The following is a 13,190-nucleotide window of genomic DNA, read 5'->3' as shown; positions in this document are numbered from 1 at the left end:
TAGTTTTGTCTACGACAAAACTGTGCGGGGTGGCACCTTGGTACCCCGCAGCTGCGGGGAGATTCATTATACTTAAAACAAGATTTTAAAAGAATTACTGAAGAATAAAATGGAAAATAAAAGAAATAATTCTTGGTTGCGGGTAAAGTTTTGTTTTCTATTAATTTCTATTTGGACATATAGTGCTTTTTATGTCAAAATCCACGCCGTAGAATCCAATCATAAAACTGTAAAAATAACAATATCAAATTCAGTCAAACTTCCCAGGCAAGATGATGGAAGTGCTCGGGCACAAGGAGATAGGGAAGTTTTAAAAGCATTTAAAAAACATTATCCGTGGATAGAAGTTGTACAATCCGGAGGTATAGCAGTTGAGGGGCAATGGAATGTAGGTCCTCTTATGGCAATAGCCGGAGGAATTTCCCCTGATATTATTTATACTAATTTCCGCAAATCAGACAGTTATATCCAGCAGGGTTTTTTATATCCATTAGATGAATTTATCGAGCAAATGCCTAAAGAAGAACTGGCAGAACGAATTCCAACTTCCGTTAAACCGGTCGTTTACCGCGAAGGACCAAACGGAAAAAAACGCTGGTGGGGGTTCCCGTATGGTACCAGTTTTATTGTTTTACAATACCGCAAAGATTTATTCCGTGAAGCAGGACTTGATCCGGATAGACCTCCTGAAAACTGGGAAGAGATGCTTGCTTACTCACGTAAAATTACTAACCCTGATAAAGGTATTTGTGGGGTATATCTTCAGCCGGCGACGGGCGCATCTCAATTTTTTTACTCTTTCCTTTTATCTGCAGGAGCAAGGGCAGTTGAGCAAAATAAAAAAGGGGAATGGCTGGCTGCATTTAATACACCGGAAGCAGTAGAAGCGGTGTATTTTTATGCAAGGATAGCACAACAAAAGTTCGTAAAAAATGGAAAAACTATTCCCGGTACCGCAGAACTTACTTATACCGGAGTTGTGAAATGGGAACAGGGAAAATTAGCTATGCACCAGGTTTATTTTGACGATTTAAGTATGACTGATTTAAATATAAATCCCGAGTTGGTAGGTATAGCTCCGATGCCAAAAGGTCCCACAGGTTTGATGATTTCGGTACTCAATGCTCCTATTATGGGTATATTTGCAGGAGTAACCGACCCGGAGGTTCGTGATGCAGCATGGAAATTTATATATTTTTGGGGTAGTGATGAAGCAAATAGAATACGTACCCGTGTACTTATCGAAAATGGTTTCGCTTACGTTCTTAATCCCGTTAAAATTAGAAAATACGGTTATACGGAATATTTAAAATATATTCCTAAAGGTTGGGAAAAAACATATACTGATTCGGTACTTAACGGCATACCTGAACCATACGGTAAAAATTGTGATTTGATATACTCATATTTGAGCAGGCCATTAGACATCGCGATTGTAGAAGACCTTGGCAATAAACCGCCGGAAGTTGCAAAAAAACGCATAAAAGAAATTCTGGATGCTGCTGTATCTGAAGTAAATGAGAAAATGGTCGGGAAAATACCACCTAAGAAAATGGCGTTAAGAAGGAAAGTAGCTATATTTTTAGCTGCTGTTATAGTATTAACTTTCTTTTTAGCGTTCAGATACATAATGAAAGTATTTACACCGGAAGGAGCTAAAACCGGCTGGGGATTCAAAAAAAACTGGATTGCATATCTAATACTGGTTCCCGCTGTGTTTAATATGGCATTATGGCAGTATGTTCCGACAATACGCGGGGCTATTATTGCTTTTATGGATTACAGGATAATGGGAGGAAGCACGTTTGTTGGTATAGACAATTTTGCAAATGTACTTTTTGATAAGGTTTTCTGGGATGCATTGTGGCACAGCTTGTATTTTGCAACTCTTATTCTTGGATTAGGATTCATCGCACCTATAATTTTAGCAGTATTTTTACATGAAATTCCAAAAGGCAAGGTATTTTTTAGAATAGTGTTTTATCTGCCTCATGTAATAAGTGGTTTAGTGATAATATTTTTATGGAGGAGTTTCTATGACCCGTCTGCTTCCGGTTTGTTAAACAAGTTTTTATTAATGATTTCATCAGGCAAAATTCTTCCCCAAAAATGGTTGGGAAATCCAAACTTTGCAATGTTATGTGTTGTTATACCTATTGTCTGGGCGTCAATGGGTCCCGGATGTCTTATTTATCTGGCTGCATTAAAAACTATTCCCGACGACTTATACGAAGCGGCATCTATAGATGGTTCCAATACCTGGTATAAGTTCTGGAATGTGACGATTCCGACAATCAAACCGTTAATTATAATAAATTTTGTAGGCGCTTTTGTGGGAGCTTTTAAGTCGGCAGATTTTATATTGGCTATGACAGGAGGCGGACCGGCAGGAGCAACACAGGTTTTGGGATTAGAAATATTTTTCAATGCATTTTTATATCTGAAATTTGGAGTAGCCACAGCGATGGGCTGGTTATTAGGATTTATTTTATTAGGCTTTACCGTATACCAGTTAAAACGATTAACCAAAATGCAATTTAGAACAACAGAATAGAAGAAAGAGTTATAGAGTTTGTAGAGTTATAGAGTTCATAGAGTTCATGGAGTTTATAGAGTTATAGAGTTCATAGAGTTCATGGAGTTTATAGAGTTATAGAGTTCATAGAGTTAAAACCCTAAAACCCTAAAACCCTAAAACCCTATAACCTTACATCACAAGGAACACATGAGTTTATTACAAACTAAAGGGAAAAAAGATTTAGAGACTAAAATAATATTAATAATAATGTATTCCTTTTTAATAATTGGCGGGATAACAATGATATACCCGTTTCTTGTCATGATATCAGGGTCATTAAAGAGCGGAGTGGATATATATGACTACGACACAATTCCGAAATATTTTTACTCGGATGAGGCATTATATCGTAAATTTATAGAGACGAAATATAACGAATTATTAACAAATTATAATATAAACAGCAGAGATGATATTTCCGGTTTTGCGGCACTAACTTTACCTGAAAAGGTACATAAGGGAAGAGTAAAAGACTGGCAAGAATTTATAGAAAAGGTAAGCTTACCTAATACATACAGTGCACTTGGTCATGTCTGGTCATATAACAATATGATGTTGCCGGAGTTGGGAAGAAAGTACAGGGGATGGCTAAAGAAGAAAAGCGATGATTCTCTGGAAAAATATAATAATTTATACGATGCCTTTAATACATCATGGCTGACAGTAAATTATCCAAGATTAACACCGTTTTACAACCGTGGATTCAAATTAACAGACTCAAAAGCCATTGATTCAGCATTTGAATTCAAGTTAGAACAACCCAAACGTTATTATTTTTATATATCTCTGGACGGCAAGTATACCAGGGATTTTTTAAATTATAAATATGGAAGGAAGATAGAGGATTATAATAAATTACATGGAACTAAATATATAAGTTATGATGAATTTATTTTAACCGGGAAGATTCCTAAAAACGAAAGTGAAAGAAAGGATTGGGTGCAGTTTGTTCATGAGGAATTAAACTTACAATTTATAAAGGTGAGTCCGCAAGCAAAAGGCATATATGAAGAATTTTTAAAGAAAAAATATGAAGGAAAAATAACTTTTCTGAATAAGAGTTATAAAACAGATTATAGAAGTTTTGAAGAAATTCAATATCCGGAAGATGTCCTGCATGTCGGGAGCAGGCTGGTTGACTGGGATTTATTTGTAAAACAGGTGTCTCCGGAATTTATAAGTTTAACAGGACCGGAATTCATGTGGCAGGATTTTTTAAGAGCAAAATATAATAATCTGGAATCATTAAATCAGGCACATGAATCAAATTACACATCATTTGAAAAAGTATCAATGCCGACAAAAGATATTGATTATAATGATATGAAAACCCATTCCAGGCAGCTGCGGTGGGAATTTGCAACGCGTAATTACGTTCATGTATTCCAGTATCTGCTTTTACACGGGCGAGGGATATGGAATACATTTGTATTCTGCGGTCTGACAATACTGGTAACATTAATAGTAAATCCCATAGCAGCATATTCAATGAGCAGATTTAATCTGGCTTCTACATACAAGATATTATTATTTTTATTAGCGACAATGGCATTCCCGCCTATGGTAACAGCTATCCCTAACTTCCTGCTGCTGAAAGAGTTAGGATTACTAAATACATTTTGGGCGTTAATCCTGCCCGGTATGGTAAATGGATATACTATATTCTTACTGAAAGGATTTTTCGATAGTATACCCAAAGAATTATATGAATCAGCGATGTTAGACGGTGCAAGTGAATGGGTAATGTTCTGGGACATAACAATGTATTTATCAAAACCGATATTGGCTGTAATATCACTGGGAGCATTTAATGCGGCATACGGAGCTTTTATGTTTGCACTTATAGTATGTCAGGATGAGAAGATGTGGACTTTAATGGTATGGTTGTATCAACTACAGCAGCAAAGTCATCAATCGGTAATATTTGCCGCTCTTATTATAGCCGCTATACCAACCTTTACAATATTTGTTTTCGCCCAAAAACTAATCATGCGCGGAATTGTCGTACCAATAGAAAAATAAACTTAAAATAAATAAGATGTGAAAAACACAAGTTATTTTAACTCACCGTCTTTTTTTTCTTGACAAAATCCTTTTTATTTAATATAACTTCCTACTAAAGCTACCTCACAAAATTCTATTGAATTTTTCATTTTGGGATAAATTATGTTTGATATATTGATTAAAAACGGAAATATTGTTGATGGTACAGGAAAACAACAATTTAAGGCAGATATTGCAATAGAAAATGGGAAAATTGTTGATATAGGTAATTTCGGAAATGTACCTGCCAAGAAGGTTATAGATGCAATCGGGTTAACAGTATCGCCGGGATTCATTGATATGCATTCCCATGCGGATTTTTCACTGCCCGGGCATCCAAGTGCAGATAATCTGATACAACAGGGGGTAACTACCGTTGTTGTAGGTAATTGCGGTATGTCGCCGGCACCGGTCAATTTAAATACAATAGACCAGCTAAAAAGATATGTTGCACCTCTCCAAAGCGGTTACGAATTCCCGTGGAACTGGAAAAACATAAAAGAATATTTAGCGCTAATAAAAAAGAAAGGTACCGCAGTTAATGTTGTATCTTTAGTAGGACATGGTACAATTCGTGTTGCTGTGATGGGTTTTGAAGACAGGAAGCCGAATGTTAATGAATCAACTAAAATAAAAAAACTTATAAATGAATCTATGGAACAGGGAGTATTCGGTATATCTTTTGGATTGGTTTACCCGCCCGGTATATATACTAAAACACAGGAATTATTGGAAAGTTGTAAAGAAGTGGTAAAATATGGAGGACTATGTACTGTACATCTTCGTAATGAGGGTAATAAATTAATAGAAGCAGTTAATGAAATGATAGATGTTTCTAAAAAAACTAAAATACCGATACAAATATCACACCATAAAGCCGCGGGAAGGGAAAACTGGGGTAAAGTAGAAAAGACGATAGAAATGATTGAAAGAGCAAGGAAAAATGGTTTGGATATAACGCTGGACCAGTATCCTTACACGGCAGGTTATACTTTTCTTAGTGCTTTACTGCCCGGTTGGGTTCATAGCAAAGGGGTTAAAGAATTAATTAAGAAATTAAAGAGAAAAGAAATAAGGAGCCGGATTAAGAAAGAAATGTTGTTGATGTTATCGGATAATCAATCTGATACGGAAAACCTTTTCCATAGTGCTGACGGTTTATGGGAAAGTATTTTGATTAGTTATTGTAAAAAAAATAAGAAATATGAAGGTAAAACGATAGATGTTATTTCAAAAGAAGAAGATAAAGACTGCTTTGATGTTTTATTTGATATATTGGTGAAAGAAGAAGCAGTTGTTACAATGGTAATGTTCAGTATGATTGAAGGGGATATACAGACAGTTTTACGTTACCCGGAAACAATTATCGGTTCGGACAGTGCAGGTATTAAAGGCAAAACACATCCGAGGAGTTACGGGACTTTTGTCCGTATTTTAGGGAGATATGTAAGAGAAATAAAATTGCTGACTTTGGAAGATGCAGTCCGGAAAATGACTTTTCTGCCGGCAAGACGAATGGGGTTAAAAGACCGTGGTGTAATAAAAAAAGATAATTATGCTGATTTGGTAATTTTTGATGCTGAAAAAGTTTCAGATACAGCTACATACACTAATCCCTGTTCTTTTCCCGTGGGTATAAAATATGTATTGGTAAATGGCAGTATCGTGTTAGATAATGGAAAACAAAATAAAGGGTTATTCGGTGAGGTGTTATTCAAATGAAAGCATTAGTTAAATATGCGTTAGGCAAAGGTAACATGGAAATTAGGGATGTAGCTGAACCTTTTCCAAAAGAAGGTGAGGTAAAGATTAAAGTAGAAGCAGCTGGAATATGCGGTTCGGACCTCCATATATACAATGGAGATATACAGATTCCCATAAGACCGCCTTTTGTACTCGGACATGAATTTACAGGTGTAATTACCGAGGTTGGTTCTAAAAATAGCCGGTTCAAAGTAGGAACAAGGGTAACTGCTGAAAATTCAAGATATGTTTGCGGTCATTGCCGCTATTGTCTTACCGGAAATTATAATTTGTGTCCTGAGAGGTTGGCTACAGGTTATGCTTTTGACGGTGCTTTTACTTCATTTTGTGTTGTACCTGAGGAAAGAATACATATTCTTCCTGATAATGTGGATTTTATTTCAGGGGCGCTCTCAGACCCTTCGGCGTGTGCATATCATGCTGTTGAAGATTTAACCGGTATTACCGGCGGGGATATTGTATTAATTACCGGTCCGGGTCCAATGGGTCTTTTTTGTTTGCAGTATGTAAAACAGAGCGGCGGTATTGTTATATTATCCGGAACTAAAAAAGATAAAAAACGGCTTGAATTAGCCAAAGAATTAGGAGCTGATTATGTTGTTTGTATAGAAGAAGAAGATATAAAATCTCTGGTATCCAAGTTGACAAATGGTTTAGGAGTAGACGTTTTTTTAGAGTGTGCGGGGGCTAATGCTGCTGCACAGTTAGGTCTTGAACTTCTACGAAAACAAGGTAAATATACTCAGGTTGGTATTTTCGGTTCTAAGGTCACTGTTGATTTGGACCAGATTGTTTATAAAGAGTTAAAAGTTACCGGTTCATTCAGCCAGAAATATTTAGCATGGGAAAAAGCGATAGAGTTTGTTTCTCAAAACAGAATAAAAGTCCGACCTCTGGTTACCGATATACTTCCACTGAAAGACTGGGAAACAGGATTTAAAAAATTCAGAGAAGGCGCCGCCATAAAAGTAGTATTTATACCATAATGTTTAGGAATTTTAATATTTAGCAGAGCTATTGCTCTGCGGCTACAATATCAATTGGTCCGTAGCTGCAAAGCAAAGCTTTGCTTAACATTATGTATAGGAATTTCAATGTTTGTAGTTGCAAGCCTTGGCGTGCCTAACTTGAAAGAGGAGTAAGCTATGATAGTTAAAGGTCACGATAATGTAAAAGAAACTTCTGCGGAAAAATCTCATGGCGGTAAAGGTCCTTATTCGGTAAGAACACTTATGGAAACAGGGATATTTGACACTAAAATATCATATATCAGGGAGCTGGTGTTGCCTGAAGGTTCGTCAATAGGACTTCACCCTCATTCGGGTGATGAAGAAATATATTATGTTGTTTCAGGTAAAGGCACAATGCTGGTAGACAACGAAAAGTGCCCTGTTAAATCAGGCGATGCAATTTTAACTAAATCCGGCAGCAAACACGGGCTTCTTAATGACAGTAATGGTGAGTTGAAAATATTTGTGATTTGTGTGAAAATGTAAATATTTATTGACAAAAGACAAAAAATGAGGTAAAATCTAAAGATTATGAAACCAACATTTAAACCGAACGTAAGAAGACGGAAGAAACATCTCGGCTTCAGAGCAAGAATGAAAACATCAGGTGGAAGAAATGTTTTGAGTCGACGCAGAAGGAAAGGCCGCAAGACACTAATTCCTTAAAAGTATGGGACTTCCTGCAGAGAATCGTCTAACCCGTCATGATGATTTTTTTGCTATAAAGAAATATGGCAAAAAATATTTTTTCCCGGAATTAATTGTTTATATTTATAAAAACAATAAAAATGTATCCCGTTTAGCGGTAATTATTTCAGGTAAATTCGGAGATGCAGTTTTGAGGAACAGGGTTAAACGATTAATCAGGGAAGTATTTCGTATTCATATAAAAGATTTTAGCGGCTTTTTTGATATCCTTATAATACCTCAAAAGAAGATACTTGATACAAAACAACTGGATTATTTTTACGTTGAAGAACTTTTTCTGAAGGTTTATAAAAAGTTAAAAGTTATATAGTTTTAATGTTAAAAAAAAGCGCGATATTTTTAATTAAATTATATCAGATAGTGTTTAGGTTCTTTCCGTCAAATTGCAGGTTTTATCCGAGTTGCTCGAATTATTCCATAGGTGTAATTGAAAAATTCGGTTTCTGGAAAGGATTTTATTTCACTGTCAGGCGGCTTCTAAAATGCGGTCCATGGCATCCCGGAGGTTATGATCCGGTACCATAAAGAGGGAAAATAAATTATGGAAAAAAGATCTTTTTTGGCAATAATATTATCAATAGCAATACTTGTTGTATGGCAGTGGTTTTTTGCTCCGAAACCACCGGTTAAACAACCGGGCAGTATAGCGGGAACAACTAAAGAATCTCCAAAAAATCCAGATACATCTTCTATATCTTCTATTCCGGAAAAAACTGCAACACTTAATTCAGGTTCGCGTTCACGATTAGCGAAGACAATAGAAATAAAAACAAAAAATATAGAGTATATTCTGAGTGAAGATGAAGCATCTATAGTACATTGTTTTCTAATGCCTGACGTTTTAAAGAGTAAAACAACGGTTGACCTGGTTTTAGATGGTAAATTGTTAAATGATTCAAATACAGGCGCCTGGCAGTATTTAGCAGAGAAAAATCAGCCGTATGTTGCAAGGTTTATTAAGATAAACGATGGATTTGATATTGAAAAGACATTTTATTTTAATGAAAATTCATATCTTGTTGATATAGAGTATGCCGTAAAAAGTAAATCTTCATCAGCAAAAGATTTTAACGGTTTGTCATTATCAATAGGTCCGGGACTTGGTACTGACGCTAAAGAGCTAAAAGAAAATAAACGATTAACGAGAGTATCTTCATATTCACAGAAAAAAGTTGAAAAACTAAAACCCGGAAATTATGAGTTCCCTTTAAAATGGGTGGGTATAGACAATAGATATTTTCTTTCAGTATTTTTAAAGATAAATGATGAGTTTAAGAATATTTCGGTTGAAGAAGTACAGAAAACACCGGTTATAAAAGTATTTACAGATAAAATTACTTTTCTTCCTCATGAAAAAAAGAATTTTTCAATGACTGCTTACCTTGGTCCTAAAGGTTATACTCATCTTAAAGGAATAAAAGTTAATAATCTTAATTCAGAATTAGAAAAAGCAGTTGATTTCGGATTTTTTGGTGATTTAGGTAAAATAGCGCTTTCCTCACTTAATTATCTTTATAAAATTACAAATAATTACGGTCTGGCGATTATAATAATTTCAGTTTTCCTTAATATTTTATTTTTCCCACTTTCCAAAAAATCTTTTACTTCAGCACAGGCAATGAAATCAATTCAGGGAGATATAAAAATTCTTCAGGCAAAATATAAAAATGACCCCAAAAAAATGAACACTGAGACGTGGGCTCTTTATAAGTCAAAAGGTGTAAATCCTTTCAGCGGATGTTTGCCAATGTTAGTACAATTACCGATTTTTTGGGCACTTTTTACAATGTTGAGAAATGCATATGAGCTTCGGGGAGCGCATTTTATATTTTGGATAACTGATTTATCAGCAAAAGACCCGTATTATATTTTACCGGTTTTAATGGGTGGCGGAATGTATTTGCAGCAGAAGATGACAGGTTCAACCTCTGACCCGACACAAAAGCAAATGATGATAATGATGCCTGTTATTTTTACGATAATGTTTTTGAATTTCCCTTCCGGGCTGGTTATCTATTGGTTTACAAACAGCATTATAACAGTTGTTGAACAATGGTTTATATTCAGAAAAGTAAAGGTGTGAAAAGTTGTAACTGCAAAGCGACAGCTTTGCTTACGTGAAAGTTAAGAGGAGCTTATTAATGAAAAATGAAATTGAGGTGACCGGCAAAACACTGGATGAAGCAATAGCAAAAGGTTTGGAAGAACTTAAAATAGAAAAAACTCAGGCAGAAATAAAAATTTTAGATGAAGGGAGATCAGGACTATTTGGTCTTATGGGTTCTGCCCCTGCTAGAATAAAGATGTCCCAAAAGGACGGTTCAGCAGAATCATCAGAAAAAGACGGTGAAGGTACTTCCGTAATAAATTATCCGGAGGTTTCTAAAAAAGCAGAGGAATATCTTTCGAAAATATTAGAACTGTCCGGTTTTACAGCCACAGTATCGGCAACACCTTCTGCATCTGATTTAATTTTGAATGTAGCTTGTGAAGATAGCGCCATTCTTATAGGCAGGCAGGGACAAACTATGGCGGCGTTAGAGTATATTTTAAAATTGATTTTAAGTAAACAAGAAAGTCGCGGTATTCGCGTTTCTCTTAATATAGACGGTTACCTTGATAAAAAAAATAGCAAAATAATCAGCAGGGCAAAAGAATTAGAAGAAGAAGTAAAAATGAATGGTGAACCGGTAGAACTAAAACTTCCTGCAAGCGAGCGAAAGATAATCCACATGACACTTCGTGATAGCCAGTATGTTGAAACTATATCCGAAGGTGACGGAGAGAACCGTCGGCTCATTGTAAGACCAAAGAAAGTGTGAAAATAAGTTCTGATGATACAATTGTTGCTATTTCAACTCTTATTGGAGAAGCCGGCATAGGGATTGTTCGTCTCAGTGGTCCGGATGCAGTAAATATTGCCTCAAAAATCTTCCAGCCGAAATCAAAACAAAATTTAGAAAAACTTCCGACTCATTCCGTCAATCTTGGTAAAATAATAAGCAACGGCAAATTTGTAGATGAAGTGCTTCTTACAATAATGAAAGCGCCGAAATCTTATACTCGTGAAGATGTTGTTGAAATTTCCTGCCATGGCGGTATAGTTCCGCTTAAAAAAACATTAGAACTTTGCCTTAAGAACGGCGCACGTCTCGCTGACCCGGGAGAATTTACAAAGCGGGCGTTTTTAAACGGACGAATTGATTTATCTCAGGCGGAAGCGGTATGCGACATAATAAGAGCAAAAACAGATGTTGCTTTATCTTGTGCAGTAAGCCAGCTAAATGGTTCTTTAACTTGCTTAATAAATAAACAAAAGGAAGAAATAATTGACATTTTGAGTGTAATAGAAGTTGTTATTGATTATTCGGAAGATGAAATCCCCGGTTTAAGTAATACAGATTTGATTAACAAGATAAATAAAGTAAAGGCAGCATTAGAGAAACTTATTTTAACATATCAAACCGGAAAGATTTTTAAAGAAGGAGTAAGAACAGCAATTATCGGAAAACCAAATGTAGGGAAATCATCGCTTTTGAATGTTTTAATCGGCCACGATAAAGCGATAGTTACCGAAATACCGGGTACCACAAGAGACGTTGTAGAAGACACAATAAATATTTTTGGAATTCCTCTGATTCTGATGGATACGGCCGGGATTAGAAAGCATAGTAAAGATATTATTGAAAAAATAGGGATTGAGAAAACTCACCGGATATTGAAAGATGCCGATTTGGTTTTGTTTGTCCTGGATTCGTCAAATGAATTGTCTCCGGAAGATTTTCATATTGCCGAACTGATTGTTTCTAAGAAAGTTATTTGTGTTCTGAATAAATCCGATTTACCTGAAAAAATCGATAACTTCCCGGAACTTAAAATATCAGCGACTGTCGTTCCCGTTTCCGCTATAGAAAATGAAGGAATGGATAATCTTAAAAAAACTATTTATGATTTGTTTATTTCCGGTAATATAAATACAAGCGAGTTTTTTTTGACTAATACAAGACATAAAACACTGATAGAAAATGCTGTTAATTCACTTGAAGAAGCGAAGCTTGCCGGCAAATCCGGTGTTTCTGAGGAGTTTATTGCTTTGGATTTACGGGCTGCACTTAATTTTTTAGGTGAAATAACAGGCGAAGTCCCGACAGAAGAAATAATGAATAATATTTTTTCTAATTTCTGTGTAGGTAAATAAACTTTATCGGTTTACGCGTAGGGGCGGGCTTGCCCGCCCAAGAAAACATATGAATTTCTTGGTTTTACCAATATTTCTTTTTATTTCTATTTTTGGTGGTTGCTCTTTATCTCATCGTGAACAGCAAAAGTGCAAGGTTATCTATTCACAAAAGTCGAATATACCTGTAAAAACGGTTGCTATACTTCCGGTTGTTATCGGATTTGATACAGAGCAGACAACACAGTTTATCCCGATTGTTAATTCACCATTTATCATAGAGGATAAGTCAAGGGACTGGCTGGGGCGCCGCGAAGAAAGAATAATTAGCGATAGAGCAACAACTGAAAAAATAAGTCAGATTACCGCTGAGTATTTTTACAATATTTTGCTAAAGAAAAAAAAATTAAATCGTATTGTTCATCCCGATAGTGTCAGAAATATTATGGAAAGCAAAAATATAAATCTTGGTGATTTTAAACAAATAGATGAGCTAAATAAGGTAAATAGCCTGAATAAATTACTCAAACTTACCCAAATATTAGAAGTTGAAGCTTTGATAATACCTGTTATAAAAAAACAGGAAACGGAAGTCGTCTATAGAAATATCAGTTCAACTGAAAGAAGTGATTTTGGCGAATCCCGTAAGAGTATGAGTTATTCTTATAAATTTGAACTTGAAGCAGGAGTTTTTGTCGCTTCAGAAAATAAATTTATTTGGATTGGAGATAGCAGGGAAACAAGGTCTAATAGTACCCCTGAATTAGAACAAAATATTATAGTTGCTATTGTAACAAATGGTTTTGAAAGGTTTTTCAGGAGATATGTTATTGAGAAAATCATGAAAGAAGAACCAGAATACAGATGCGTATTAAAAATCATAAATACATTGCCTTTTTAAACGCGAATT

At 35.5% G+C, this 13,190-nt stretch carries 12 protein-coding genes; all 12 read left to right on the top strand.

All coding sequences use genetic code 11. The annotated features are described in order from the left end of the window. Positions 1–109: 109 nt before the first annotated feature. Positions 110–2,554, top strand: coding sequence for an extracellular solute-binding protein (locus PHE88_01605; protein ID MDD5686511.1), 2,445 nt, complete (start codon positions 110–112; stop codon positions 2,552–2,554). A 171-nt stretch (positions 2,555–2,725) separates the two neighbouring features. After that, positions 2,726–4,600 (top strand): ABC transporter permease subunit, encoded by a 1,875-nt coding sequence (locus PHE88_01600; GenBank protein ID MDD5686510.1) that lies wholly within the window; start codon positions 2,726–2,728, stop codon positions 4,598–4,600. A 144-nt stretch (positions 4,601–4,744) separates the two neighbouring features. Beyond that, positions 4,745–6,343, top strand: coding sequence for a D-aminoacylase (locus PHE88_01595; protein ID MDD5686509.1), 1,599 nt, complete (start codon positions 4,745–4,747; stop codon positions 6,341–6,343). Continuing rightward, the gene (locus PHE88_01590; GenBank protein ID MDD5686508.1) at positions 6,340–7,371 is read left to right on the top strand and encodes a zinc-binding dehydrogenase; all 1,032 of its coding nucleotides are present in this window, start codon (positions 6,340–6,342) and stop codon (positions 7,369–7,371) included. The genes PHE88_01595 and PHE88_01590 overlap by 4 nt, the downstream gene beginning before the upstream one ends. 159 nt (positions 7,372–7,530) lie before the next feature. Beyond that, positions 7,531–7,881 carry a cupin domain-containing protein gene (locus PHE88_01585; protein MDD5686507.1) on the top strand — a complete coding sequence of 117 codons (351 nt, stop codon included), beginning with the start codon at positions 7,531–7,533 and terminating at the stop codon, positions 7,879–7,881. A gap of 42 nt (positions 7,882–7,923) precedes the next feature. After that, positions 7,924–8,061: a 50S ribosomal protein L34 gene (gene rpmH / locus PHE88_01580; protein MDD5686506.1), complete on the top strand. Its 138-nt coding sequence runs from the start codon at positions 7,924–7,926 to the stop codon at positions 8,059–8,061. A gap of 4 nt (positions 8,062–8,065) precedes the next feature. After that, positions 8,066–8,413, top strand: coding sequence for a ribonuclease P protein component (gene rnpA / locus PHE88_01575; GenBank protein ID MDD5686505.1), 348 nt, complete (start codon positions 8,066–8,068; stop codon positions 8,411–8,413). A gap of 5 nt (positions 8,414–8,418) precedes the next feature. Next, positions 8,419–8,628 (top strand): membrane protein insertion efficiency factor YidD, encoded by a 210-nt coding sequence (gene yidD / locus PHE88_01570; protein MDD5686504.1) that lies wholly within the window; start codon positions 8,419–8,421, stop codon positions 8,626–8,628. A 16-nt stretch (positions 8,629–8,644) separates the two neighbouring features. Beyond that, complete coding sequence (gene yidC, locus PHE88_01565) at positions 8,645–10,186, top strand: membrane protein insertase YidC (GenBank protein ID MDD5686503.1); 1,542 nt, start codon at positions 8,645–8,647, stop codon at positions 10,184–10,186. Between the two features lie 58 nt (positions 10,187–10,244). Further along, positions 10,245–10,925: a protein jag gene (locus tag PHE88_01560; protein MDD5686502.1), complete on the top strand. Its 681-nt coding sequence runs from the start codon at positions 10,245–10,247 to the stop codon at positions 10,923–10,925. Then, positions 10,922–12,301, top strand: a complete 1,380-nt coding sequence (gene mnmE, locus PHE88_01555; protein ID MDD5686501.1) for a tRNA uridine-5-carboxymethylaminomethyl(34) synthesis GTPase MnmE — start codon at positions 10,922–10,924, stop codon at positions 12,299–12,301. Before PHE88_01560 ends, mnmE begins: the two co-directional genes overlap by 4 nt. A gap of 49 nt (positions 12,302–12,350) precedes the next feature. After that, entirely contained in the window at positions 12,351–13,181 is an 831-nt protein-coding gene (locus PHE88_01550; protein ID MDD5686500.1) for a hypothetical protein, read from the top strand. Positions 13,182–13,190 lie beyond the last annotated feature (9 nt).

Source organism: Elusimicrobiota bacterium (assembly GCA_028718185.1).
In the GTDB taxonomy this organism is placed as follows: Bacteria; Elusimicrobiota; UBA8919; order UBA8919; family UBA8919; genus JAQUMH01.
This window is presented reverse-complemented; position numbering and strand designations above follow the sequence as displayed.

Coding starts and splice junctions, on each gene's coding strand:
- PHE88_01605 (MDD5686511.1), top strand. CDS start 110: ATGGAAAATAAAAGAAATAATTCTTGGTTGCGGGTAAAGTTTTGTTTT.
- PHE88_01600 (MDD5686510.1), top strand. CDS start 2,726: ATGAGTTTATTACAAACTAAAGGGAAAAAAGATTTAGAGACTAAAATA.
- PHE88_01595 (MDD5686509.1), top strand. CDS start 4,745: ATGTTTGATATATTGATTAAAAACGGAAATATTGTTGATGGTACAGGA.
- PHE88_01590 (MDD5686508.1), top strand. CDS start 6,340: ATGAAAGCATTAGTTAAATATGCGTTAGGCAAAGGTAACATGGAAATT.
- PHE88_01585 (MDD5686507.1), top strand. CDS start 7,531: ATGATAGTTAAAGGTCACGATAATGTAAAAGAAACTTCTGCGGAAAAA.
- rnpA (MDD5686505.1), top strand. CDS start 8,066: ATGGGACTTCCTGCAGAGAATCGTCTAACCCGTCATGATGATTTTTTT.
- yidD (MDD5686504.1), top strand. CDS start 8,419: ATGTTAAAAAAAAGCGCGATATTTTTAATTAAATTATATCAGATAGTG.
- yidC (MDD5686503.1), top strand. CDS start 8,645: ATGGAAAAAAGATCTTTTTTGGCAATAATATTATCAATAGCAATACTT.
- PHE88_01560 (MDD5686502.1), top strand. CDS start 10,245: ATGAAAAATGAAATTGAGGTGACCGGCAAAACACTGGATGAAGCAATA.
- PHE88_01550 (MDD5686500.1), top strand. CDS start 12,351: ATGAATTTCTTGGTTTTACCAATATTTCTTTTTATTTCTATTTTTGGT.